This is a genomic window from Methylomonas sp. Uni0011 (assembly GCF_056850255.1).
Genome location: NZ_JBVVNO010000002.1, coordinates 453,242 through 476,724 on the forward strand (window position 1 = coordinate 453,242; position 23,483 = coordinate 476,724).

The following is a 23,483-nucleotide window of genomic DNA, read 5'->3' on the forward strand; positions in this document are numbered from 1 at the left end:
CTAAACCTCGGCGTAATGGCGGCTGCGGCCGATCCAGCGGTCGATGAGGGGTTGGATGATTTCGGGATGATGTTGAACGATGGTCTGCGCCGCGGCCGGAATCGATTCCAGCAGTTCGCGGTCGCGTTCCAGGTCGGCGATTTTAAATTGAATCTGTCCGGTCTGGCGGGTGCCCATCACTTCGCCGGGGCCGCGCAATTCCAGGTCTTTTTCGGCGATGACGAAGCCGTCGTTGCTTTGTTTCAAAATTGCCAGGCGTTGTTTGCCGGTTTGCGACAACGGCGCTTGGTAGAGCAGCAGGCAATAACTGTCCTGATTGCCACGCCCGACCCGGCCGCGCAACTGATGCAATTGCGATAGTCCCAGCCGTTCCGGATTTTCGATTACCATCAGGCCGGCGTTGGGAACGTCGACGCCGACTTCAATCACCGTAGTTGCCACCAATAGGTCGCACTCCCGGTTTTTGAACGCCTGCATCACCGCGTCCTTCTCGGCAGCTTTCAGTCGGCCATGGACCAAGCCGATGCGTACCTTGGGCAAGGCCTCACGCAATGCGGCGGCGGTCTTTTCCGCCGCCTCGCATTGCAGCGCTTCCGACTCTTCGATCAAGGTACAAACCCAATAGGCTTGGCGTTGTTGAGCGACCCAATGTTCGATCCTGCCGATCACGTCAGCTCGACGTTCCGACGATATTGCGCTGGTTGCGACCGGTTTGCGGCCCGGCGGCAGTTCGTCGATCACCGAGATGTCCAAATCGGAATATTGCAGCATCGCCAAGGTTCGCGGAATCGGCGTTGCGGTCATGATCAGCTGGTGCGGCCGCAAACCGCCGGTTTGGCCTTTTTCGCGCAAGGCCAAACGCTGATGGACGCCGAAACGGTGCTGCTCGTCGATGACGATCAACCCCAGTTTGTGGAAATGCACACTGTCCTGGAACAAGGCATGGGTGCCGATCACAATCCCGGCGCTGCCGTCGGCCAGCGATTGTAACGTTTGCTGCCGGGTTTTGCCCTTGAGTTGGCCGCTCAGAAACAGCACTCGGGTCGGCAGGTCGGCGAACCAATGGCTGAAATTGCGAAAATGCTGCTCGGCGAGTAATTCGGTCGGCGCCATGATCGCAGTCTGGTAGCCGGAAGCGAGTGCAGCCAGTGCGGCCAGCGCGGCGACCACGGTCTTGCCGGAGCCGACATCGCCTTGCACCAGGCGTAGCATCGGCCGGTTTTGCCGGCAATCGGCCTCGATTTCGGCGGCCACCCGCTGCTGGGCGGCGGTCAGCCGAAACGGCAAAGCGGCCAGAAAGGCCTGTTTGGTCTGCGCATCCAGGCTCAGAGTCGGCGCCGGCCATTGTTTGTAGGCCAGTTTGCCTTGCAACAGTGCCAGATGGTGGGCCAGAAATTCCTCGAACGCCAGACGCCGCAACGCCGGTAACGGCGTTCCGCTCAATATCTGCGCGGAAAGCTGCGGCGGCGGGGTATGCAGCGTGCGCAAAGCGTCTTGCAGGCTGGGGTAGTCTCGGCTTTGCAGCAGTTCGGCAGGTAACCAGTCCTTTATCGCATCGCGGCTGTGCAGGCATAGGCTCAGAGCCTGGCGGGCGGCTTTGCGCAATGCGGATTGGGAGACGCCTTCGGTTAACGGATACACCGGTGTCAGCGTCTGCTCGATCAGTTGCGCCGGATCGTCGACCAGCCGGTATTCCGGATGAACCATTTCCAGCCCGGCAAAGCCGTAGCGGATTTCGCCGAAACAGCCGATTTGTACGCCGGGTTTCAATTGTTGGCTTTGCTGCACCGAGAAATGAAAAAAGCGGAGCGACAATTCGCCGCTGCCGTCGGCGATGCGACAAATCACGCTATTTCTGCCGCGTTGAATCTGGTCGGTGAATTCGACGCGGCCACAGACCAAGGCGGTCATACCGGGCAGCAATTGGTTGAGGGGCGTGATCCGGCTGCGGTCCTGGTAACGTAACGGCAGGTGGAACAACAGGTCTTGCACATGGCGGATACCGAGTTTTTCCAGGCGGGCGGCCGATTGGGCGCCGATGCCGTTCAAGGCGGTGACCGGCAACAGCCGCGGGTCCGGATGCTGTTGCGGTTCGGTGCGCATCGTCGCTACGGTTGGGACAGGGCTAAGGCGACTGTGTCCGCCGCCACGGCGCCGAGCTCAGTAATATTCGTTGGGTAAAACCAAAATGCCGTCCATTTCGACGCCGGCCGATTTGGGCAGTGCGGCAACGCCGATCGCGGCGCGGGCCGGGTAGGGTTGGTGGAAATATTCGGCCATGATTTCGTTGACGATCGGAAAATGGCTCAGGTCGGTCAGAAACACGTTCAGTTTGACGATGTCGTTCAAGCTGCCGCCGGCGGCTTCGGCCACGGCCTTCAGATTCTCGAATACCCGGCGGATTTGCAGGTCGATGTCGCCGTCGACCATTTGCATGGTTTGCGGATCCAGAGGAATTTGCCCGGACAGGTATACGGTATTGTCGACTTTGACGGCTTGCGAGTAAGTGCCGATGGCTTGCGGCGCCAGCGGCGTGGAGATGGTTTCCTTGCTCATGTTATGCCTTGATGCGGGTGATTTTTAAAACGATGGACAGCTTTTTCAATTTGCGGATGATGTTGGCCAGGTGTACCCGATCGCGCACGGCTAGAACCAGCAAGTCCACCGAGACCCGGTCGTCCTGGCTGACCACGTTGATGTTCTCTATGTTAGAGTCCATGCTGGAGATGGTCGAAGCAATCGTGGCCAGCGAGCCGCGCTGGTTCAGCAACTCGATCCGGATTTCGGCCGGGAATTCGCCGCTGGCTTCCGGGCTCCACTCCACATCCAGCCAGGTGGTTTGTTTTTTGCGGACTTCGTTGCTGTTGCGGCATTCGTGGTGGTGAACCACGATGCCTTTGCCCGGGTTGAAAAAACCGATGATAGGATCGCCCGGAATCGGCCGGCAGCACTTGGCCAGACTGACGACGATGCCCTCGGTGCCCTTGATAATCAAAGGTGTTTTATGGTGCGGTTCGTTATCGTCCAGTTTGACTGCGGCGTTGACGTCGGTTTGGCTGATGCGTTTGGCGACCAGGAACGGCATCCGGTTGCCGAGGCCGATGTCTTCCAGCAATTCGTTCAACGAGTGCTTTTTCAAGACTTGCAGCACCTGCAGAATCCGGGTGTTGTCGACGCTTTCTAGTTGGATGCCCAGGCTGTGCAGTTCTTTTTCCAACAGGCGGCGGCCGAGGTTGATGGCTTCCTGCTGGTTGAAATTCTTCAAATAGGCGCGGATGCAACTGCGCGCCTTGGCGGTGATCACGTAGTTTAGCCACAGCGGATTGGGTCGGGCCCAGGTAGCGGTGATTACTTCGACCGTCATGCCGTTTTCCAGCTTGGTTTGCAACGGCACCAGTTTTTTGTCGATCCGGGCCGAGATGCAGGCGTTGCCGACGTCGGTATGCACCATGTAAGCAAAGTCGACCACGGTAGCGCCGCGCGGCAGCTTGATGATCTTGCCTTTCGGCGTAAACACGAATACTTCCTGCGGAAACAGGTCGACTTTGAGATTATCGATGAACTCGAGCGAGTCGCCGGCCGATTTCTGAATTTCCAATAGGTCGCGCAGCCATTCGTTGGCACGGGCCTGTATCGTCTCGCTTTTATCGTTGTCGGACTTGTACAGCCAATGTGCGGCGATGCCGGATTCTGACAGGCGGTGCATTTCGTGGGTGCGGATCTGGATCTCGATCGGTACCCCGTAAGGGCCGATCAGAATCGTGTGCAGCGACTGGTAGCCGTTGGCTTTGGGCAGGGCGATATAGTCCTTGAACCGGCCGGGTACCGGTTTATAAAGATTGTGCACACAACCGAGCGCGCGGTAGCAATCGTCCACTTGGGAGCAATAAATCCTGAACGCGTATACGTCGAACACGTCAGTGAACGAAATCCGCTTGTTCAGCATTTTTTGGTAAATGCTGGCGATGTTTTTTTCCCGTCCAGCTACCGTGCCGTCCAGCCCGGATTCTTTCAGCCGGTTTTGAATCGCGTTCTGGATGGTGTCGATGATTTCCTTGCGGTTGCCGCGCGATTTTTTTACCGCATTGTTGATCGCCGCATAACGGTTCGGGTACAGGGCCTTGAAACCCAGCGATTCTAGCTGGTGGCGGACATCGTTCATGCCGAGGCGGTTGGCGATCGGCGCGTAGATTTCCAGCGTTTCCTTGGCGATCCGGCGCTTTTTGTCCAGGGGCATATTGCCCATGGTTTGCATGTTGTGTAGCCGGTCCGCCAGCTTGACGACGATGACGCGTAGATCTTGCGCCATGGCTAAAAACATTTTGCGGACGTTTTCCGCTTGCGCTTCGGCGCGGGAGCGGCTGTCGATCTTGGACAGTTTGGTGACGCCGTCGACCAGATCGGCAACCTCGGCGCCGAATTGTTCGCCGAGTTGTTCCTTGGTGATGGGGGTGTCTTCGATTACATCGTGCAGAATGGCCGCCATGATGCCGTGGGCATCCATATGCATGCCGGCCAACGTGATCGCAACCGCAACCGGGTGGCAGATATAGGCTTCGCCGCTACGGCGGAATTGGCCGGAGTGGGCTGCCGCGCCGAAATGGTAGGCGCGTACAATATCGTTGATTTGGTCTTGGTCGAGATAGCTGCGCAGAACGTCGCACAGCTGGTGCAACAGTTTTTCTTCCGGGTGTTCTATGGCCGGAAGTGCTGGAGTCGGCTTGGCTGCTATCTCGGGCATACCGCTTAAAGTTCCAGGTGGGTTTCGGAGACGTAACTGGAGCGGTGCAGGCGGTCGACATTTTCCTCGGTGACGAAACCGGCGGCGATTTCGCGCAGTGCCACTACAGTGTCTTTATCCTTGCCGCGCGGCACGAATTCGTCGGCACCTTTTTCCAGCTGGCGCGCTCTTTTGCTGGCCAGCAGTACCAGTTTGAAGCGGTTTTCTACATTTTCTAAGCAATCTTCGACAGTCACGCGGGCCATGATTAAACCTTGGTTGAGTTTATGGGATTGGAAGCTTGTAAAACCGCAAAGGTTTCAAGCGGAGAGGGCTGAATTATAAGACAAAAGCAAGTCTTAAGCCAGATACGGAACGGCGGCGGGGCAAGGCAGGGTGACGGACAATAAAAAGCCCGCTCAGCGCGGGCCCGTCCTGTTTGTTGTAATTATTATTGTTATTGTGTTGGACGCCTGCCTTAAGGCAGTTTAGTCAAGCAGTTACTATTTATTATTATTATTGTCAGCCTTTGTTACAGGCCGCTTCCCTCCCCCTCAAAGATACAACCCTGTCGGGTTGAATGCACTCCGTAAAAGGTGGCCGAAGTGTATTTTAAAAAAATCGGAGTGTCCAACAAAAAAATGCCTTTTTTGCGAAGAAATGGTTTCGCCTCGAAATTGATTTTTTTAAACAGAAGCTTAGAGAGTGTTAGGGTTTTCTAATGTTTGCTTCAGCGCTCCATTCGGCGGGATTCTTCTTCGCTCAGGAAAAAATTTAAGCGTTCGTTAAGGATCGCTTGCAATTGAAAACTGAGGTCGTTTTGTTGTTTGGCCAGCCGGATCTGAGTGATGGCCGATTCGGTATCGCCGCTGGCGTAATAATATTCGGCCGTATAGCGGTGGGATTCGCCCGGTTGTTTCAGGTCGGCGAAGATTTGCGCGAGCAGTTCGTAGTAGTAAGGTTGGTCTTTTTGGTCTTCGGGCAGGCTTTGTAGGATTTGTTTGGCACGTTCGGCGCGTCCGCCTTTCAACAGGCTGCGGGTATATTCGATCTTCACTGCAACGTTGTTCGGAAAGCGGGCGAGGGCGGCTTCGTAGAGTTTGCCGGCCTTATCGTAATCGTGGCTTTCGCTGGCGGTGCGCGCCAAGGCAGCGATATATTGAGGTTGATTGGGGTATTGTTCCGCCAACTGCTGGAATATTTGGTTGGCGGCCGCAAATTGCAGATTCTGCAATTGCACCAGACCCATGCCGTAACGGGCGACCGCGCGTTGCTCGCTAGTGCCTTGCATTTCCAGTGTAGTGAAATGCTGCATTGCCGCTTTGGTATCCCTCGCGGTAACCACCGCTAACTTGGCTTTGACAAGCTGGTAGGCCAGCGAGTCGGGATACTGCCGGTAAGGATAAATTTCGGCGCGGCCGCGGGTGTCGGCAACCCGGTTTTCCGACACCGGGTGAGTTCTCAAAAATTCCGGAACGCCTTTCCCGTAGTAGCGGCTAGACTGCTGAAGTTTCTCAAAAAACGCCGGCATCGCACGCGGGTCAAAGTTAGATTCCGCCAGCGTCTGCATACCGACCCGGTCGGCTTCCTTCTCGTGGTCGCGGGTAAAGTCGATTTGAAACTGAATGTTGCCGGCCTGGATTGCCATCAGCGCCGCTTGTCCCATGTTCGGCGACTGGGTCCCGATCAGGATCGCCGCCAGCGTCGCGGCAACGGTCGGAATCGACAGTTTGCTGGCTTTTTCGATCGAGCGATACAGATGGCGTTGGGTGACGTGGGCGATCTCGTGCGCCATGACCGAAGCCAGTTCGCTTTCGGCTTCCGTCAGCAAAATCAGCCCCGAGTTGACGCCGATATAGCCGCCGGGGCCGGCGAAAGCGTTGATGTTCTGGTCCATCACGACAAAGAAATGAAACGGGTTGGACGGCGTATCACTGTGAGATGCCAGTTGTCGGCCTATGTTCTCGATGTATTGCTGGATTTCGACGTCTTGACTGATTTCGGCTTGCCGATGCAGATTGCGGAAGAAGGCTTCGCCGAATTCCTTTTCCTGAATCGGCGAGATGATCGCGCCGGCGGAGTCGCCCATGTCCGGCAACTGGATTTTGTCAATTTCTAGCGCATGCGGCGGGGGGCAAAACAGGCTCAAACCAAGGGCGAGCGTAACGGGTATTAGTCTCATGGCGGATCGGACCTGAGGTATCGAATTTGGTTCCATCGCGAATGCTCGGCGGCAAAACAGGCAAGATTGGTGGGCGCGTATTAAAATGCAACGATGTTTTTGCAAAGACAATATTCTACAGTGCGATGAAATATGCCGTTCAAGTTAATGCCGGGCCTTGCTCCGGCAACTCCGGACTATGTGCTTACCGATTTATTTCGGCCGCGCTCGATGCCGGTCACGAGGTGGTTCGCGTATTTTTTTACAAGGACGGGGTTTACCATGCTTTTCGCTACGCCAGTCCGCCGGAGGACGAACTGCAACTGGGGCGAAAATGGTCGGAATTGGCGCTCGACCGAGGAGTCGATCTAGCCGTTTGTATTTCCGCTGCCCAGCGTCGCGGCTTATTGTGTGCCGACGAAGCGCGCCGGCAAGGCAAGCTCGACGACGATGTCGCGCCCGGGTTTCGGATCGCCGGCTTGGGGCAGTGGCTGGAGGCCGAGTTGTTGGCCGACCGCAGCTTGATATTCGCTTGAGGCGGCCATGAAGTCGTTTTTGTTCGTAATGCGCCGGCCACCGTACACTGGGGTTCGCCTGGCGGAAACCTTAGACGCCTTATTAACAGCCGCAGCGTTCGATCAGCGGGTGGCGGTGTTGTGGCTGGACGATGGCGTGTTTCAGCTGTTGGCGCGGCAACAGCCGGAAAGTTTGGCGCTGAAGGATACCTCGGCTATTTTTAAGGCTTTGGAGCTTTACGAAGTGACGGAACTGTATCTGGAGCGCGAATCCTTGCAGGCAAGAGGGCTCACGGCGGACGAATTGATCTTGCCGGTACGTTTGGTCGGCCGGGGCGACGTCCATGATTTGATCGGCGGTTTCACAACGATCATTCCCGATTGATGTCCCCGGCTTTACCCGGCCGACGCTGCATCGGCTAGAATTGCCGTTTAAACATTCCAAATTATTTTACGAGGATAGAGCACGCCATGGCGGAAGAAATTGAAGAAAAACGGCGCTATTTCCGGGTCAACGATACTATCAACCTGTTGCACAAGGTGATCGATAAAAAGAATTTCGACGCCGCCAGCCATGTTTCCAACGACGTATTGAGCAATTGCACTTTGTCCTCAGCCCTGGACGTATTGGCTCAAGAAGCTCGGATGCTCGGGCCGCGCCTGGAACGGCGCGACCCGGAAATGTTCGAATATCTGAAGATTATCGACACCAAAATCAACCTGATCGCGCAGGCAATCAATGCCCAGACCGATAAGTTTTCCGAGCACGATACTCGAGAAGTCAGTCTGAGCGCCACCGGCTTGGCGTTCAGTAACGAACAAGCGATTGCGGTCGGTGAAATCCTCGAGCTGCGGATGCTGTTGACCTCATGCATGGCGGTAATTGTCGCTTACGCCAGAGTCGTGCAATGCAAGGACATTTCTCAGGATAATCCGCAGCGGCCGTTCGCGATTTGTGTGGAATACATTAATCTGACCGAAGACAACCGCGAATTGTTGATCAAGCATGTCATCAAAAAGCAGTTGCAACAACTTCGCGACAAAAACGAATCCTGAACCGCGTTCCTTATGTCCAAATCCGGTAACGGGGTCGCGGATGGAGCCACACCGCTGGCGCCGAAACTCAAACAGTTGATCGGGCTGTTGGGCGACGGCCGTTTCCACTCCGGTACCGAGTTGGCGCAATCTCTGGGTATCAGCCGGTCAGCGGTCTGGAAATACCAGCAGGCGCTAGCGGATGCCGGTGTCGATTTGCTTGCGGTTTCCGGAAAGGGCTATCGCTTGAACCAGCCGTTGCAATTGTTGCAGGAAGGACAAATTCTGGAGCATTTGACTCAGGATGCTTCAGCTTTGCTGCGACGCATTGAGATCCACGACCGTATCCAGTCCACCAACGGGCGTTTACTCGAGCTCGCGCGCGAGTCGGGCGAGAGCGGCGTGGTTTGCCTGGCAGAGCAGCAAACCGCCGGACGCGGACGCCGTGGCCGGAAATGGATTTCACCCTTCGGCCACAATGTGTATTTGTCTATCCTCTGGCGTTTTCAGGGCGGACCGACTGTTTTGAGCGGTTTGAGTTTGGCGATGGGCGTGGCCGTGGTGCGGGCACTGCGGGCATTGGGCGTCGAAGAGGTTGGCTTGAAATGGCCTAACGACATTTATTGGCGGCAACGTAAGTTAGCCGGCATATTGATCGAAGTCGGCGGCGAAAGCGGCGGGCCTTGCCATGCCGTGATGGGTTTAGGGCTAAATGTGTTCATGCCCGGCCGAGATGCGGCAGAGATTGACCAAGCGTGGGTGGACCTGCATCGTATCCTGGCCGATGGTGCTCACGGTATGCGCAACCGGCTGACGGCGGAATTGCTAAACCATTTACTGCCGGCCTTAGCCGAGTTTGAATCGCGCACTCTTGCTTACTGGTTGGCCGAATGGCGCAGCTACGATTGTATGTTGCAGCGTCCGGTCTGTGTGTTTTTGGGCGAGCAGCGGTTTAGCGGAGAAGCGGCCGGTATTGATGATCAAGGTTTGCTGCTACTACGTCAGGCCGACGGCGAAATACGCGCCTTTGCATCCGGTGAAGTGAGTCTACGTCAATCATGATTTTGCTGGTCGATATCGGCAATTCCTTCCTGAAATGGACGCTGGCTGACTCCGTAATGATCGCCGAACCGCGCTATTTGAATTACCGCGAATCGGATTTTATGTCGGTTTTGACCCAGGCCTGGACCTCGTTATCGGAACCGGAACAAATCGGGCTAGCGGCAGTTGCTGCGCCGGAAGTTGTGACAAAGGTGCTTGGATTGGCTCAGGTGATGTGGCCTGCTGCCACGGTTGTCAAGCCGAGCGCTGCCGGCCAAGCCTTCGGTGTCACCAGCGCTTACGTCAAGCCCGAAAAATTAGGCGTCGACCGCTGGTTGGCGATGATTGGCGCGCTGCACGCCTATCCGGGCGCCAATTGTATTGTCGATTGCGGTACGGCAATTACCGTCGATTTTGTCGCCGCCGATGGGCTGCACCAGGGAGGCTTGATTTGCCCCGGCTTGCGTTTAATGAAGCAAGCCTTGTCGGCGAATACTCACGCTTTACCGGTTGCCGCCGGTGCCGGAGGGGGGGGGCTGGCGGCCGATACCGATGCGGCGATCGACGCCGGAGTGCTGTGGGCGGCTGTCGGCTTGGTCGAAACCGCGCTGGGCCGGCAAAACCAACCGTATCGATTGCTGTTGACGGGGGGCGATGCAGCACAGTTAGCGGAGCAAGTTGCAGGCGACAAAGTGTTGGATTCGCAGCTGGTATTCAAAGGCTTGTTGCACTACTGCGCTGAAGCGGAGGCATCGGGATGAAGCAGGTTTTTCTGCTGTTGTGTCTGGCTAATGTATTATTTTTTTTCTGGAAGCTCCATTTTGGTGCGTCGACGCCGGCCAACCAAGTCCAGGCCGTTCTGCCGTCGATTGTACTGGTCGCCGAACGGGATGCCGCGCTCCGTAGCGTGGCGATTTCGCGGGTCCTGGATCGCGATGCCGCCGAACTGGAACGCTTGGCCGCGCCCGCCGCTTTTGCGGTGCCTAAGCCAAAACAATTGGCGGGTGCCGCGGTTAAATCCGAAAAAAAATCGCTGCCGGCGGCAACCGGGAAGCCGGAGCCGGTTCGAGTGATTTGTTACGAAGCGGGGCCGTTCAGCGACGACCGCGAATTGCAGCGCTGGCTGCGCGGCAAACCCTTGCTTTTCACGAAGCCGTTTGTGCGCGAAACGACGGTTTCCGCCGATTACCAGCTCTACTTGCCCCCGGCCAAGGATGCGGAACAGGCTCGGCTTAACAAGTTGACGTTGCACGCCAAAGGCATTGACGACGTCTGGATGGTTCCGGACGGAGAGATTAAAGGAGCGCTATCTTTGGGTGTATTTGTCGATAGAACGAGAGCGCTGGCGTTTAAGGAGCAACTTGCCGCGCGTGGTGTCCGGGCGGAGCTTAGGCAGCGCAGCAAAACCCGCCAGACTTTATTCCTGCATTTCGGCGCCGCTGCCGCTTTTCCGGGGAGCGGCGGATATCAGCGGATTCCGGCTGCGGATTGCAAATAGCGCCAAAATGGCGCAGCCGAAACGCGAATGACTTAAATTCCCGGAATTTGTGTCAGCTTATTTTACATGGTCTACTGTTCGGCCGAGCTAATTCCTTGAAATCCCAAGTCTGGATTTTTTGGCACGTTTTTTGTATAGTCTATTTTGGAGTGGAGGCTGCGGTCTTTGCTCTCGGCTTGGAGGCGGCAATTTCGGAAAAAGCGCCAATTCCAGTTGTATGGCCAGAGGAATGGCCGTTTGTTAACGTTAACTAATGGGGAATATCCATGAAAACGCTTTTATCTTTAAGACTATGGCTTGCCGCGTTATTGTTGGCCGTTTCGTCTGCAAGTTCTGCGAGTACCATTTGGGAGTCAACTGACGGAGATAGTAATTTCTTGTCAATTAGCCTGTTTGGATTACCGAGCTCTGAAACTTTCGGTATTTTCGCAGCAAATGCTGATTTGAATACCGCCGCACCACTTTACTCATTTACAGGTATCGGTAGCTACACTGCTACCGGCAGCTTTAAATTGGGTCTGTGGGATGCGGGTAAGTGGCTGGGTGAAGCGGCTAATGGCTCATTGCTTGGCAACATGTATTTGTTGAGTTTTGCCAAAACAAGTGTGCCTACCAACAATTTGGTTTTGCTGTACGGCTTCGATATCAAGCCTGCTGCTAACCAAGGCGGTGGTTCTGTAGTACCTCTTCCCGCCTCTATCTGGTTCATGACAAGCGCTTTGTTGGGTTTCCTTTACACCGGACGCCGGAAAACGCTGGTCCAAGCTTAAGCTCCGGCTTAAGTCCTTCCAGAGCCGGACGAGGCGCGCCTCGCCGGCTTTTTTTATGCCTGCCGAAATCCGCCGCGGCAAGGCTTGCAAGCGGCAGTGTCGGCCTTGCCTGCGCAGCAATATTCCATACCGCTTGGCCTAGCCACCGCTAACCATCAGGTTGCGGGCCTGCTCTTTCAGCGCAATCGCTCGGCGCAGCAGACCGGTTTTGCCCGGAAAAAATCGGTTGCAGGCCATTGCCTCCAGATTCAATGCTTGCTGCAATTTTTCCAAAGCTTCCGGATAGGGATTGATTACCGCTTGCTGTAATACCTCCACCGCGTCCTCGGTGTCGGCGATTGCCAGCTTCAGGGACTTCATACTTTGTTCGCCATTCTGTTCCAACGCTTTTTTGTCCAACGAATTGGAGCTGCGGATATTTTCCAGCACATTGATCGTACGGAGGAACATTGCTACGGCTATTACTTGCGACGAATCCAATTTGCCTTGCCGATTCGCTTTACTAGAGGTAAATGCGCCGGGCGAGCTGTTGAAGGCATCGGAGCTGTAGTAGGCGACGCTTTCTTCCAGCGTCGTTACGCTGTTGTTGTGAAAGAACGGTGCGGTGTCGGCCGCTTCGACCAAGGACGGCGTATTGAAACGGTTCAAGCCATGGTGTCCTGCCGGTCGCGAGGTAGTACCGCTCGGCGCAACACTGCCGTCGCTAAAACAGACTTCGTCATAATTCGGGCCGCAGTCGTTTTGTTGGATCTGACCGAAGCCGCCGTCATAGGCCAGCGTCGGGTCGGCCAAATGGTGCAATTGGTCGCGCATTCGTTCCACACCGGTATCGCGGGTCGGATTGGCATTGGTGGTCGAACTGATGCCGCCGGCATTGGAATGGCAGCCGTTACAGTTTGCCGTGGCGCCGAAAATCACCGAGCCGTCGGCCGCTTTCGGATTGTTCTTGGTATTGAACAACATCAGGCCGTTTTGCACCAAAGGCGATTTGAAATACATATTGGCGAGATTCAATTCGCCGCGACGCCCCAATGACAGCATATAGGCTTCCAAGGCGTCGAGTTCGTCTTCGCTGGGTAATCTGAAATCGATGTTTTCGGCCCGGATCAATGTTTTCGGCATGTGCTGCTTGATCGCGCCTTTGGCGAAGTCACGCAAGGAGCCGCCGTCCGGGGCGCCGTCGCCGGACCAGCCTATGGCTTCGGTGTGCCTGCCGGATTGCTGCGCTTCGTCATCGTGGCGTTTGAAGTATTCTTCGTCCTGCGGAAACTCGCCGTTGCCGTAACCAGGATTTACGGCACGCTCGAAGGTGAGGGTATTGGCCATGCCCAACAGATGGGGAGAACTGCGCATCACCGGCGGCCGGTCGAAGCCGTCGGCGTGGGCGACGAACAAGGCAAACTGGCGCATTAGTGCCGGCTTTTCCAGATCGGCCAATTCCGGCCGGGTTTCGGCGACGAACAGCGGGTCGCTTTTCGGTAACTTGGCGATGTAACTCGGGTCGATCGTGTGATTGTTATCCGGCCGGTGGCAGGTGGCGCAGGTACGTCCGTTGCCGCCGAAAGTCTCTTCTGTAAATATTTTTTGGCCGCGGGCTATCAGCTGCGCTAACTGTGGTTCGCTCCCGAAATTGCCGGCTTGAGCGGTCTTCGGCAGTAAGAATTCGAACGGCAGGCGATTCGCGGCGATCTCGCCGCCGGCGGCAGCCAGGTTCGCGCCCGGCCAGTCGTGCTCGGTGAAATAAAGCCGCTGCAGCAGGTTGGGCGAGCCGAACAGCAGGCCGCCGTTTTCGGGAGAGGTTCCGGCTAGGACGATTGCCGCGCCGTCAAGCGTAAAGTTCCGCATTCGCTGCGGGTCGAGTTGCAGCGTCAAACCATGGCGGCCCGCCGCCGGCTCCAGTTGGCCGACGCGCAATCCTTGCCGAGACTGCTTATGATTGTCCAGCAACCAAAGTTCGTATTGGCCGGTTTCCGGTAAACCCGATACCGTTGCCTGCAAGCGCCCGGTGCGCAGATTCAGTTGAAGGTGGCCGGCGGCCGGGCTGAAGCGTGCGGACAATGCCTTGGAATAGCTCAAGCCGATTTGCAAGTTGTCCGGGCTGGAGGATTGTTCGTGAGCATATTTCCAGCGCTGGTACAACCGGCTTAAAACTTCCGGGTCGCCGTGGCCGGTAAATGGCGCTTCCGGGGGTGGCGTCACAATGGTTCCGATGCCGAGCGCAGCCGAGAATGCCAGCGCGCGTTTATAGCGTATTTTCATAATGTTATCCGTCGTTGTTCAGGCCATGCGATTGAGCCGATGGTGTACAAGGCAGCGGTGCGGCTACCTCGGACCGGGCGGTCAATTGATAGTTGCGGATAGCAATAGCCATGCCTTTTTTATATAAATCCTTTATAAATCAAAATTTTGGCGTTTTTTTGTCTGGCGATCGGCTTGCACGGGAAAATCGGCGGTTTGCTATCGACTATCGTTTCCGCGAGTTTTCGAGTGTTAGGCGGCGCGACTGAAAACCTAAGGATTGCGCGGTTTTCGCGGGTGTGGATCTCAGTATCCGATCGTCCGATAGTGGTGGTGCCGGACTTACGCTGTTGCCCGGATGCAGGTGCCGGGTAAATCCAAATTATGTGATATCGCGCACACGCTAAGTGAAATCACACAGTATGTGTGTTTTTTATGCATTTGCAGGCGACTTGCGGTTGGCCAACCGGACTTACACAAACGGTGTCTATGGGTAATTCATTAGTTAAAACAAAGGACTAGAGTATGAGTTGCAGCTTAGGCCTGCCGGGCGCTTAGCCGTCGTTACCCAGCTGTTTTCCGGCTACACCGCGCTACCGATGCCGGATCGGCTGCTAACCGTTTTTTGCTGTGAATGTTTAATAAGTTAATGAATTTAATTAGGTATTAGTGTTGATTTGTCGTGCTGGCCAAGGCGTTGCCGCAGACGGCCAATACTGCGGCAAAATCCGCAAGCCTTGGCTGGATTTATTGTAACTTATTGAAAATTAATTAAAAAAAATAGGTACAAATTGTGCTTTCTCATTCGAGTGATAACGGAAGCGATATCACCTCCGGGAAAAAGCCGAACCTGCCGCGAGGAGGAGACGGAAATTCAGGGGTCTCACGGCGAGACGGCCTGACTGCCCTGGACTAGGCAATTATGCAATTTCTTCACTTCGAATCAGTTATTGAGGCATCAATATGATAGGCATTAATCAACAGAGCTTACGCCGCGCAATTCTGGCTGCGCTCGGCGCCAGCGTTATGGCCGCTTATTCCGGACAGGCCGCCGCTATTAGTCCGGCCAGTCTGGGTGTTATCGACGCCGGCGACAGCGCTAGCTTATCCGGCAAGGCGCCGAAAAGGGCTTGGGCTGACTACGGTACCGGTTTTAACTACGGTTGGACCCATACGCCACCCTTCAGGATTTTTCAAGTCGGCGATGATGCCGACGTCGCCGCGGGTACTCGATTCGATGTCACGGTCAATCTGAAACAAAACGGCGGCACGGCGCCGATGAACTATCCGGGATTTTCGATCTGGACCAGTGGAACCGCGCCCATGGTTACCGGTGCCGCCGACGGCAGCGGTTACGGACATGCCTGGAGTCAGGTGCGCGGGCCTTACGATGGCGGTGTCGCCGGTTACGTCGCGCCTCCCGGCCTGGGCGGCACGGGATTGTTGGGTGTGCCCGGCGCCGATTTGACTCAGGGCAGCAACGGCTGGCTGGGTGAAGGCGGCGGCGGAAACATAGTGCGCGGCCATGACGGATGGATCGGTTATGCCAATGCCGGCTACTCCTTCACTAACGGCGATGGCGATAAGATTCAAGGTCTGCTCGCGGGTGCCACCAACCCCGGAAATGTCGGTCAATACGGCGGTGGTGCCAGCGATCCGCTGAATGGTACGGCACTGACCAACGTCAACCAAGATTCACCCTACGTCTACACCGGTTTCGCGACCCTGAGTGCCGGCGAGGCGATGTTGACCCTACAGGGCTTGAAAGCCGGTTATTACTTGATCGGCTGGGCGGGTAGTTGCCCGGATGATAATGCCAATGGTCAAAATTGCGGAATCGGTGCAGGCCAAAACTATATGTTGACTATCAACAATACCGGAGTCAGTGCGGTGCCGTTGCCCGGAGCTGTCTGGATGTTCGGTTCGGCTCTATTGGGTTTTACCGCGCTGGGTCGAAAAAAACCGGTCTAGCTTATAGCGCCAGCCTATCCGCTTTGCCGAATGGGGCGTGCTCGGGTAACAAGGTCCAAATGCCTTGTGTCCGATGTTGCCCCGATTAGCTGGCGCTCACAATAATTTAGTGGTCGGTTCCCGGGGTGGTCTAGGTTGGGGCCGGCCCTGATTTCTTTGGTTTCGACTGAACGGATGCAATCGAAGGCATGCGCAGGTTCAGTCTTTATCCGACTCCCAGACCGGGGCCAAAGCAGATGCGGCGCCGGGTGAATAGCGGGTTTTACGAGGCAGGTATGAAGGTATTTCCGAGAATCTTTTTAATAGCGATCGCTTCACTGGCGGCGCTGCCGGTGGCGGCCCACGGACCGGTTCCGGTATCGTTACAGCGGGTACCGGTGCCGCCGGTGCCAGGTTTGTTGGACGGTTCCAGCCCGATCGTGGTGAATAAGGCGGCAGCGATTGCGTTGGGCAAGGCCTTATTTTGGGATATGAACGTCGGTAGCGACGGCATGGCCTGCGGGTCCTGCCATTTTCACGCCGGGGCCGACGCCCGGGTCAAAAATCAGCTGAATCCCGGCGCCAAGAGCAGCAAAGCCAGCGGGCAGACGTTCGATACGTTGGCGTCGGGCGGCGGTGGCCCCAATCATACCTTGCGTTCGCAAGACTTTCCGTTGCACCGGCTGTCCAATCCGGCCGATAAATTCAGCGCCGTGACCTTTACCACCGATGATGTGGTGGCGTCGTCCGGTACCTTTAGCGGCGAATTCAAAGGTGCTTCGCGTTTCAGCGGCACTGCCGACCAATGTTCACGTAGCGTCGATGCGGTGTTTCACGTTAACCAAACCGGTACCCGGCGGGTGGAGCCGCGGAATGCGCCGACTGTAATCAATGCCGTGTTCAACCACCGCAATTTCTGGGACGGGCGGGCCAACGACATCTTCAATGGTAGCAGCCCCTGGGGCGAACGCGACCCGAATGCCGGGGTTTGGGTCAAACTCAATTCACGCTCGGTGACTAAAGAGAAGCTGCATCTGGAGAACTCGTCTCTAGCATCGTTGGCGACGGCGCCGGGTTTGAGCGATACCGAAATGAGCTGCCGGCAGCGGACGTGGGCCGATATCGGCCGCAAACTGTTGGGACGCCAAGCCTTGCAACATCAGAAGGTGCACCACGAAGACAGTGTGTTGGGCCCCTATAGCTTGAGCAGCATCGGAAATCTAAAGCCCGGCCTGAATACCACCTATAAAAATCTGATCATGCAGGCTTTCAATGCCAAATACTGGTCTTATAGCGGCATTGGCCCGTTCGGTGCTCCGCCGGGACAAACCGCCTACAACCAAATGGAGGCCAATTTCCCGATGTTCTTCGGCTTGGCGCTCCAGCTTTACCAGTCGACCTTGGTGGCGGATCAATCACCTTTCGATTTGAGCCCGGTGGATGCCAGTCTGCGCCCGACCTGGACCAATATTGTCGGCGCCACGCCGGCCGAGACCGAGGCCAAGCGCCAAGCGCTGAAAGACGGCGGCAACTTGTTTTTCAACAATCATTGTAATTTGTGTCATGCCGGCCCGAGCTTGAGTCTGGCCGCGGTCGCTACCAATGCGGCGTTGTTAAAGCCCGAGCCCGGCAAAACCTTTGGTTTGGCAGCGACACCAATTTCGTACGGACCGGATGCGTTCGGTCCTTCCGGCGGCGCGCGAGCAGCCGGCATGACCCAATATGTCAATCCGGTAACCCGGGATTTCAGTAGCGACGGCATGCCTTTGCTGATGGACTTGGGGTACATCAACACCGGTGTTGCCGATCCGAATGGCGACCCAGGAGTTGGCGGTCTCGACGATTTCGGCAATCCGCTATCCTTTGCCGCTCAGTACCTTCAGTATTTGCAGGACCGTCCCGCCGGGATCAAGGATCGTCTGGTTAAGGATATTCGCGCTTGCGATTTCATCACCGCGATCGCGATTAATGCCGACGTTTCCGAGCCTTATTACTTTACCGCAGTGGAAGGTATCCAGGCGGACGGCAGTCGGGAGGGTGTGTCGCGCAATCAAAACTGTGCGGATCCGGCCACAGCTTTCATTCCGTCGCCCAGCGCGGCACGCAACGAAGCCAATGCCGCAAATCTGGGCGTGGGAGTCAAGGCGGCCTTTAAAGTTCCAACCCTGCGTAATATCGAGCTGACCGGGCCGTACATGCATAACGGCAGTATGGCAACGCTGGAGCAGGTGATCGAGTTTTATGGCCGGCAAGGCAATTTCCACAACGATATTTTGCACGAGCAGGTCGGTACCATCTCGTCGTCGATCAATTCGCCGGCTAACCGGGCCAAATTGATCGCGTACCTGAAGTCGTTCACTGACGACCGGGTGCGCTATGAAAAAGCGCCGTTCGACCATCCGGAGGTGATCGTGCCGAACGGCCACGACGGTAACCATGAAGCTGTTGTATCCGGCAATCCGTTGCAAACCGATCTGGCGCAAGACGAAGTATTAGTCGTCCCGGCCGTCGGTGCCAATGGTTCAGTCGACCCGCTGTTGCCGTTCGACCAGTTGTTGGCGCACTGAGCGGCTGAATGCCGTATCGAAAACACCGGCCCGCGCGCCGTCGAGTCGCGCGGGATTTCCGGACACAAAAGTCAAGTAGAGATTAACTTATGCAAACTTCAATAAAACACAGAGCCGTTCTGGTATGGCTGGCAGGGTTGGGGCTGTTTACCGCGGGTACGGCGACTGCCGCTACAAGTTTCAACAGTTCCGCAGCGTTAAGTTACAGTATTGAGAGCATCGTCAACCTGAGCAATCCGGGTAATCTGTCCGGCCTGGAGATAGTGGGCTATTTCCAGCAGATCAAGGCTCCGGCCAATCCCGGCGACGAATATTCGCAAGTGCAAATCAACGGCGTCGGCTCGGTGATCGCCAACAATCCTGAGTTGTCGACCGGCGGCGATTTCAATTACACCTTTGCCGCCAGCGGCACCTTGGCGAACGGTACCCTGGATGCGCACCATTTGGGTTGGTACGGCTTGGAGTTTCGCAATAACGGCAGCGATCGCTACGCCATCAATTTGCGTCTGGATTATCTGCTCAGCGCGGCGGCCGGCTCGGCCACCGATTCCAGTTCCGTGGCGATCGATTTCTTTAACGGTGACGGCCTGTGGCAAGGTGCCGACCGGGTCGATACCGCGTTCAATGACCTGAACGTGTCACGAGCCGGCACTAGCGGCCTGTTCGGCTTCGAATTGGCGGCCGGCCAGACCGAAGGTTTATACGCCGACGTGCGGATGGATAACCATCTGGAAGCCTCGCCGGTACCGCTGCCGGCGGCGGTGTGGTCGTTTCTGGCCGGAGTGATCGGTATCTTGGGTCTGAAAAAACGCCGAAGCGAATAATCGGCCTGATCTCAGCCACCGGCGGTCGGGGCCGGACGTGCCGCGCCGCCGGACTCACACCACCCGGTCCGGTGGCGTCCGGCCGGCGAAAAACGCTTGCAAATTGGCCAGCACTTTTTCGCCCATCGCCGTGCGGGTGGCGATCGTGGCGCTGCCCAAATGCGGCAACAAGGCCGCATTTTCCAATGCCAAAAAGCCGGGGTCGATGTCCGGCTCGCCTTCGTAAACATCGAGGCCGGCACCGGCAATGCGCTTTTCCCGCAACGCCCGAATCAAGGCTTTACTGTCGACCACATCGCCGCGGGCGGTATTGATCAAGTGCGCGCTGGGCTTCATCAGGTTCAAACGGCGTTCGTCGATCAGATGCCGGGTGTCGGCGCCGCCGGGGCAATGCAGCGACACGTAATCGCACTGCGGCAAGAGTTCTTCGAGTGTCTCGCACCGCACCGCTTGCAGATCGGCGACGATTTCCGGATCGGCCGGGCTGGGTTTGACGTACAAAATCTTCATGCCGAAGCCGTGGTGCGCTTTGCGGGCCATGGCCTGGGCGATGCGGCCGAAGCCGACCAATCCCAACGTGGCGCCGGTGACGTCGCTGCTCATCATGTGAGTCGGACACCAGCCGCGCCATTGGCCGGAGCGGACCAAGCGGTCGCCTTCGGCGCCGCGCCGTGCCGTCATCAGCAATAAAGTCATCGCAATATCGGCGGTGCTTTCCGTTAATACGCCGGGGGTATTGGTCACGACCAAACCTTGTTCCCTCGCTGCCGCGATGTCGATATGGTTGTAGCCGACGCCGAAATTTCCCAGGATCCGGCAGCGTTTGTTGGCGACGTTCAGCACCTCGGCCGGTAGCGCATCGCAAACGCTCGGGCAGACCGCATCGTAGTTTTGCAGAGCCGTTCGAAACTCGTCGGCGTTCATCGGGTGGTCGTCGCTATTCAAGGTTGTATCGAACAGTTCCTGCAATTTGGCTTCGACGGTCGCCGGCCAGCGCCGGCTGATCAACACTTTGGGCTTACTCATCAAAAATTCCTGTATGGCTGCGTTCGGGCCGCCAGTATAAGCCAGCCGGCGGCGATTTTCGGCGCGGCGGCTAAGGATCCAAGGCCGGATTTGAGCGGGAAATCTCGCCGGTGGTGTGTTCGCGGTCGTAGGCTCTGATCCGCGCGGCCCTCAGGCTGTTGATACTGGCAATGTTCTCGTCGTGCTGATGCAGTGCGCGTTCGCGTTGGGTCGTCGCGTACTGTTGTTTCTGCTGCTGCAATTCCAGCGCCAATTCGGGTTTTCGATATTGCATTTCCAGGCGGCTGTTGGCGATATCCTGTTGCGTAAGCTCAGATTGGGTATCCGCTTGGCTTTGCAATAGTTCCAGCGCTCGTTGTTGGTTGGCTAGCTGGCGTTCCGCCAAGCGATTGGCGTCTTCCAGTTGTTGCTGACGCAGGCTACGTTCGGCCTCGATTTGGGCTTGTTGCCGATCGTCCCGGCTTTGCTGCGCTAGCCATTCTTGCTGGCGCAGCAGACTTTCTGCCGCAGCGGCCAGTCGTTCGGTTTTTTGGTAATCCCGGTACAGCCAGAGCCCGGCCGCCACCGCCAGTAGCGCGGCGACCATAATCTGCCGCGGCGTAAGTTGGAAAGGCCGATGCCGCTCGGCCGGGGGAATAGCCGAGTCGGCCGCGACCTGCGCCATCGCCAGTTTACGGTCGTACGCCAAGCGGCGCTGCGCATCCGACAGGATCAGGAACGCCTCTCTGGCGCGGGCCAGACTCGCCAATGAAGCATCGTCATGGCGCCCGGTGTAGAGCCGTTCGACGGTTTTGAAAGCGCTATGGATTTGTTGTGCGGTAGCCGTTTCCGGAAGGTTCAGCAATTGGTACAGGGTTTTCGCCATGGCCGTCGCCTCTTGCTTGGTCGTGAGTCGAGACGGCGTATCGGTGAGTTTGCCGACTGTCGCCGCCGATTGGATTGTCAATGGCAGCGACTATAGGCAACTCAAAGCTCAAGCGCAAATATACCCTTTAAAAACCTTAAGCGATCGCGTAAGCGCGGCGAGTCTGGCGGTGGCGCAGCATGGCTAGCGACCCAAGCAGGCAGCCCAGCGAAAACCAGGCTATGGCCGCCAACGGCAGTCCCGATAGATTTTGCGCTTCGGTCTGATCGGCATCGATAGTGTGCCCGGCCGCGGTCGATGCCAACCCGGCTTGAGCCAGGCCATAACCGGCGCTCGGCATTAGGGTCCAGGCCACTTGGCTTAGTGTCGGATAATCCATGGCCGACCATTCGACTAATTTGCACAATTCGCTCGGAACCCTGGCGTTTGGGCAGCCCTGGAGGGCTGCTGGAAATAACCAGCGGCTTGATGTTACGGTTTCGGGCGAGGGTAATAGATTGGGAATCTGCAGCGGCGCGGCAGCGAAACTGCCATATAAACCGGGATCGGGCTGGTTTAACGGTTTAACTTGGGCCGGAACGGCCAACATAGCGATTAGCAATAATGAATGTCTCATGACGTCCTCCCTTGGCTGTTGAAAACAGTTGGTCCTCGGTATGTATCAGCAAAAATGGCGCCGACATGAAAAAAATATATTAATTTCAGTTGGATATTCGTTTTGTGGTCGGTGCGCAACCTGTCCAGTTAAGTGTTTTTGCCGAATTTTGGTGCGACTTTCGATCGATTTTGGTGTGCTGCGCACAACCTTAGGCCGGAAAATGCCGGCAGCAGAGCGGGGCAATGGGGTGAGTAGTCGGGCGGCGAATCTGGATTCGCCGCCCGACCGTCAGCGAGGGCTATTTCGCGGTAGAACGATAGTATTCGATCGCCGCGGCGACGCCGCTGCCGGCTTTGATATCAAAACCGTGATCCAGCATCGCCATTTCCACCCCGGCAATCGCGCCCAACAAGGAAACGTCGTTCATGTCGCCGACGTGGCCGATACGGAATACTTTGCCGGCCACTTCGCTCAGGCCGGCGCCCAAGGAAATGTTGTACTTGTTGTAAGCCGTGCTGATCACGTGGCGCGCGTCCTTATCGGCCGGCACCACGATGGCGGTGACGGTGTCGGAAGCCCAGCCGTCTTGCGCGCAGGTTTGCAAGCCCCAGGCTGCCACAGCGCGGCGTACGCCTTCGCCCAGACGGTGATGGCGGGCGTAGACGTTTTCCATGCCTTCTTCCAGCAGCAATTCCAGCGCTTTACGCAAGCCGTACAGCATTGGCGTGGACGGTGTGTAAGGGGTGTAACCATCTTTATTGGAGGCCGCCATGTCTTTCAACGAGAAGAAAGAACGCGGGAAGTTGCTGTTGTCGATCGCTGCTAGGGCTTTTTGGCTGAAGCCCAGGATCGCCAAGCCGGCCGGCAACATGAAGCCTTTTTGCGAGCCGGCGATCGCTGCGTCCACGCCCCATTCGTCCTGGCGGAAATCGATACTGCCGATGGCGCTGACGCCGTCAGAAAACAGCAGGGCCGGGTGGCCGGCCGCATCCAAGGCTTTGCGTACGCCGGGAATATCGCTGGTGACGCCGGTCGAGGTTTCGTTATGGGTGGCCAGTACGGCTTTGATTTCGTGATTTTTATCTTCTTTCAGGCGCGCTTCCAAATGGTCCAGCGGAATGCCCTTGCCCCATTCGATTTGGTGAATTTCCACATCGAAACCCAGTTTGCGCGCGGCTTCCGCCCACAAATGGCCGAATTGGCCGAAACGGTAAATCAGGACTTTATCGCCCTGGTTCAAACAGTTGGTCATTGCCACTTCCCAGCCGGCGGTACCGGTGGCCGGAAACACGAAGCATTGGCCGGTTTCGGTGCGGAACACCTTTTTCAGGTCTTCCAGAATCGGCGACAACAATTTAGGGAAAATCGGCGAGCGGTGGTCTTCCATCGGCACGTGCATCGCGCTCAGAATTTCGTGTGGGGTATTGGTTGGACCTGGAACAAAAAGGTGATTGCGACCCGCCATCTGGTTTCTCCTTGGAATTTTGGAAGCTTAGAAAATCGCCGGATGGTGCCATAGAAGGCAGGCTTGAGCAAGTCCGACCAACGCAGGAATACTCGTTGAATGGTTCCGGAGATACGAATCAAATAGATGCTGCCGCAGAGTTTCCGCGTTCGGTCCAGAATAAATCGATCGTTTGTAACGATTCTGATATAAGAATAGCCGGTACTCTTT

General features: G+C 56.6%; 20 protein-coding genes and 1 riboswitch. Of the genes, 10 read left to right on the forward strand and 10 right to left on the reverse strand.

Annotated elements, in window-relative coordinates; genetic code table 11:
* The 5 genes from recG to AC0IM9_RS04835 form a co-directional block, all read right to left on the reverse strand.
* Positions 1 to 2,103 (reverse strand): ATP-dependent DNA helicase RecG, encoded by a 2,103-nt coding sequence (recG, locus tag AC0IM9_RS04815; protein ID WP_482803251.1) that lies wholly within the window; start codon positions 2,101 to 2,103, stop codon positions 1 to 3.
* A 57-nt stretch (positions 2,104 to 2,160) separates the two neighbouring features.
* The gene (ridA, locus tag AC0IM9_RS04820) at positions 2,161 to 2,556 is read right to left on the reverse strand and encodes a deaminase RidA (RefSeq protein ID WP_482803252.1); all 396 of its coding nucleotides are present in this window, start codon (positions 2,554 to 2,556) and stop codon (positions 2,161 to 2,163) included.
* A 1-nt stretch (position 2,557) separates the two neighbouring features.
* A complete protein-coding gene (locus AC0IM9_RS04825; protein WP_140910681.1) occupies positions 2,558 to 4,741 on the reverse strand; it encodes a RelA/SpoT family protein in 2,184 nt (727 codons plus the stop codon).
* Between the two features lie 5 nt (positions 4,742 to 4,746).
* Positions 4,747 to 4,986 carry a DNA-directed RNA polymerase subunit omega gene (rpoZ, locus tag AC0IM9_RS04830; RefSeq protein WP_064021268.1) on the reverse strand — a complete coding sequence of 80 codons (240 nt, stop codon included), beginning with the start codon at positions 4,984 to 4,986 and terminating at the stop codon, positions 4,747 to 4,749.
* 464 nt (positions 4,987 to 5,450) lie between these two features.
* A complete protein-coding gene (locus tag AC0IM9_RS04835; RefSeq protein ID WP_482803253.1) occupies positions 5,451 to 6,902 on the reverse strand; it encodes a M48 family metalloprotease in 1,452 nt (483 codons plus the stop codon).
* Positions 6,903 to 7,027: 125 nt separating this feature from the next.
* Between AC0IM9_RS04835 and tusD the strand changes: the two genes are divergently transcribed.
* The 7 genes from tusD to AC0IM9_RS04870 all read left to right on the forward strand — a co-directional run bounded on the left by tusD (position 7,028) and on the right by AC0IM9_RS04870 (position 11,740).
* Positions 7,028 to 7,417 (forward strand): sulfurtransferase complex subunit TusD, encoded by a 390-nt coding sequence (gene tusD / locus AC0IM9_RS04840; RefSeq protein ID WP_278211441.1) that lies wholly within the window; start codon positions 7,028 to 7,030, stop codon positions 7,415 to 7,417.
* A 7-nt stretch (positions 7,418 to 7,424) separates the two neighbouring features.
* Entirely contained in the window at positions 7,425 to 7,781 is a 357-nt protein-coding gene (gene tusC, locus AC0IM9_RS04845) for a sulfurtransferase complex subunit TusC (RefSeq protein ID WP_140910684.1), read from the forward strand.
* A gap of 86 nt (positions 7,782 to 7,867) precedes the next feature.
* Positions 7,868 to 8,452 (forward strand): PilZ domain-containing protein, encoded by a 585-nt coding sequence (locus AC0IM9_RS04850; protein ID WP_278211442.1) that lies wholly within the window; start codon positions 7,868 to 7,870, stop codon positions 8,450 to 8,452.
* Positions 8,453 to 8,464: 12 nt separating this feature from the next.
* A complete protein-coding gene (gene birA, locus AC0IM9_RS04855; protein WP_482803254.1) occupies positions 8,465 to 9,493 on the forward strand; it encodes a bifunctional biotin--[acetyl-CoA-carboxylase] ligase/biotin operon repressor BirA in 1,029 nt (342 codons plus the stop codon).
* Positions 9,490 to 10,233, forward strand: coding sequence for a type III pantothenate kinase (locus AC0IM9_RS04860; protein WP_482803255.1), 744 nt, complete (start codon positions 9,490 to 9,492; stop codon positions 10,231 to 10,233). The genes birA and AC0IM9_RS04860 overlap by 4 nt, the downstream gene beginning before the upstream one ends.
* On the forward strand, positions 10,230 to 10,970 hold the full coding sequence (locus AC0IM9_RS04865) for a hypothetical protein (protein ID WP_482803256.1): 741 nt from the start codon (positions 10,230 to 10,232) through the stop codon (positions 10,968 to 10,970). Before AC0IM9_RS04860 ends, AC0IM9_RS04865 begins: the two co-directional genes overlap by 4 nt.
* 266 nt (positions 10,971 to 11,236) lie before the next feature.
* A complete protein-coding gene (locus AC0IM9_RS04870; RefSeq protein ID WP_445370995.1) occupies positions 11,237 to 11,740 on the forward strand; it encodes a hypothetical protein in 504 nt (167 codons plus the stop codon).
* A 138-nt stretch (positions 11,741 to 11,878) separates the two neighbouring features.
* On the opposite strand, the gene AC0IM9_RS04875 is transcribed toward AC0IM9_RS04870, so the two are convergent.
* A complete protein-coding gene (locus AC0IM9_RS04875; RefSeq protein ID WP_482803257.1) occupies positions 11,879 to 13,999 on the reverse strand; it encodes a hypothetical protein in 2,121 nt (706 codons plus the stop codon).
* Between the two features lie 812 nt (positions 14,000 to 14,811).
* A riboswitch (cyclic di-GMP riboswitch) is annotated at positions 14,812 to 14,888 on the forward strand.
* A 53-nt stretch (positions 14,889 to 14,941) separates the two neighbouring features.
* Between AC0IM9_RS04875 and AC0IM9_RS04880 the strand changes: the two genes are divergently transcribed.
* The 3 genes from AC0IM9_RS04880 (at position 14,942) to AC0IM9_RS04890 (ending at position 19,319) form a co-directional block, all read left to right on the forward strand.
* Positions 14,942 to 15,949 (forward strand): hypothetical protein, encoded by a 1,008-nt coding sequence (locus AC0IM9_RS04880; RefSeq protein ID WP_482803258.1) that lies wholly within the window; start codon positions 14,942 to 14,944, stop codon positions 15,947 to 15,949.
* 275 nt (positions 15,950 to 16,224) lie between these two features.
* Positions 16,225 to 18,495 carry a cytochrome c peroxidase gene (locus AC0IM9_RS04885; protein WP_482803259.1) on the forward strand — a complete coding sequence of 757 codons (2,271 nt, stop codon included), beginning with the start codon at positions 16,225 to 16,227 and terminating at the stop codon, positions 18,493 to 18,495.
* Positions 18,496 to 18,584: 89 nt separating this feature from the next.
* Positions 18,585 to 19,319 carry a hypothetical protein gene (locus AC0IM9_RS04890; protein ID WP_482803260.1) on the forward strand — a complete coding sequence of 245 codons (735 nt, stop codon included), beginning with the start codon at positions 18,585 to 18,587 and terminating at the stop codon, positions 19,317 to 19,319.
* Positions 19,320 to 19,373: 54 nt separating this feature from the next.
* Here AC0IM9_RS04890 and AC0IM9_RS04895 read toward each other — a convergent pair whose 3' ends face one another.
* From AC0IM9_RS04895 to AC0IM9_RS04910, 4 genes are all read right to left on the reverse strand, one after another.
* Positions 19,374 to 20,345, reverse strand: coding sequence for a 2-hydroxyacid dehydrogenase (locus AC0IM9_RS04895; protein WP_482803261.1), 972 nt, complete (start codon positions 20,343 to 20,345; stop codon positions 19,374 to 19,376).
* Positions 20,346 to 20,415: 70 nt separating this feature from the next.
* Positions 20,416 to 21,210: a hypothetical protein gene (locus AC0IM9_RS04900; protein ID WP_482803262.1), complete on the reverse strand. Its 795-nt coding sequence runs from the start codon at positions 21,208 to 21,210 to the stop codon at positions 20,416 to 20,418.
* Positions 21,211 to 21,346: 136 nt separating this feature from the next.
* Positions 21,347 to 21,826: a hypothetical protein gene (locus AC0IM9_RS04905; protein WP_482803263.1), complete on the reverse strand. Its 480-nt coding sequence runs from the start codon at positions 21,824 to 21,826 to the stop codon at positions 21,347 to 21,349.
* Positions 21,827 to 22,106: 280 nt separating this feature from the next.
* Positions 22,107 to 23,273 carry an aminotransferase class V-fold PLP-dependent enzyme gene (locus tag AC0IM9_RS04910; RefSeq protein ID WP_482803264.1) on the reverse strand — a complete coding sequence of 389 codons (1,167 nt, stop codon included), beginning with the start codon at positions 23,271 to 23,273 and terminating at the stop codon, positions 22,107 to 22,109.
* Positions 23,274 to 23,483: the final 210 nt, after the last annotated feature.

Excerpts from the sequence above, each read along its gene's own strand:
- tusD (WP_278211441.1), top strand. The coding sequence starts at position 7,028 with ATGAAATATGCCGTTCAAGTTAATGCCGGGCCTTGCTCCGGCAACTCC.
- AC0IM9_RS04890 (WP_482803260.1), top strand. The coding sequence starts at position 18,585 with ATGCAAACTTCAATAAAACACAGAGCCGTTCTGGTATGGCTGGCAGGG.
- AC0IM9_RS04895 (WP_482803261.1), bottom strand. The coding sequence starts at position 20,345 with ATGAGTAAGCCCAAAGTGTTGATCAGCCGGCGCTGGCCGGCGACCGTC.
- AC0IM9_RS04835 (WP_482803253.1), bottom strand. The coding sequence starts at position 6,902 with ATGAGACTAATACCCGTTACGCTCGCCCTTGGTTTGAGCCTGTTTTGC.
- rpoZ (WP_064021268.1), bottom strand. The coding sequence starts at position 4,986 with ATGGCCCGCGTGACTGTCGAAGATTGCTTAGAAAATGTAGAAAACCGC.
- AC0IM9_RS04870 (WP_445370995.1), top strand. The coding sequence starts at position 11,237 with ATGAAAACGCTTTTATCTTTAAGACTATGGCTTGCCGCGTTATTGTTG.
- AC0IM9_RS04875 (WP_482803257.1), bottom strand. The coding sequence starts at position 13,999 with ATGAAAATACGCTATAAACGCGCGCTGGCATTCTCGGCTGCGCTCGGC.
- AC0IM9_RS04905 (WP_482803263.1), bottom strand. The coding sequence starts at position 21,826 with ATGAGACATTCATTATTGCTAATCGCTATGTTGGCCGTTCCGGCCCAA.
- recG (WP_482803251.1), bottom strand. The coding sequence starts at position 2,103 with ATGCGCACCGAACCGCAACAGCATCCGGACCCGCGGCTGTTGCCGGTC.
- tusC (WP_140910684.1), top strand. The coding sequence starts at position 7,425 with ATGAAGTCGTTTTTGTTCGTAATGCGCCGGCCACCGTACACTGGGGTT.
- AC0IM9_RS04860 (WP_482803255.1), top strand. The coding sequence starts at position 9,490 with ATGATTTTGCTGGTCGATATCGGCAATTCCTTCCTGAAATGGACGCTG.
- AC0IM9_RS04885 (WP_482803259.1), top strand. The coding sequence starts at position 16,225 with ATGAAGGTATTTCCGAGAATCTTTTTAATAGCGATCGCTTCACTGGCG.
- AC0IM9_RS04880 (WP_482803258.1), top strand. The coding sequence starts at position 14,942 with ATGATAGGCATTAATCAACAGAGCTTACGCCGCGCAATTCTGGCTGCG.
- ridA (WP_482803252.1), bottom strand. The coding sequence starts at position 2,556 with ATGAGCAAGGAAACCATCTCCACGCCGCTGGCGCCGCAAGCCATCGGC.
- AC0IM9_RS04850 (WP_278211442.1), top strand. The coding sequence starts at position 7,868 with ATGGCGGAAGAAATTGAAGAAAAACGGCGCTATTTCCGGGTCAACGAT.
- AC0IM9_RS04825 (WP_140910681.1), bottom strand. The coding sequence starts at position 4,741 with ATGCCCGAGATAGCAGCCAAGCCGACTCCAGCACTTCCGGCCATAGAA.
- birA (WP_482803254.1), top strand. The coding sequence starts at position 8,465 with ATGTCCAAATCCGGTAACGGGGTCGCGGATGGAGCCACACCGCTGGCG.
- AC0IM9_RS04900 (WP_482803262.1), bottom strand. The coding sequence starts at position 21,210 with ATGGCGAAAACCCTGTACCAATTGCTGAACCTTCCGGAAACGGCTACC.
- AC0IM9_RS04865 (WP_482803256.1), top strand. The coding sequence starts at position 10,230 with ATGAAGCAGGTTTTTCTGCTGTTGTGTCTGGCTAATGTATTATTTTTT.
- AC0IM9_RS04910 (WP_482803264.1), bottom strand. The coding sequence starts at position 23,273 with ATGGCGGGTCGCAATCACCTTTTTGTTCCAGGTCCAACCAATACCCCA.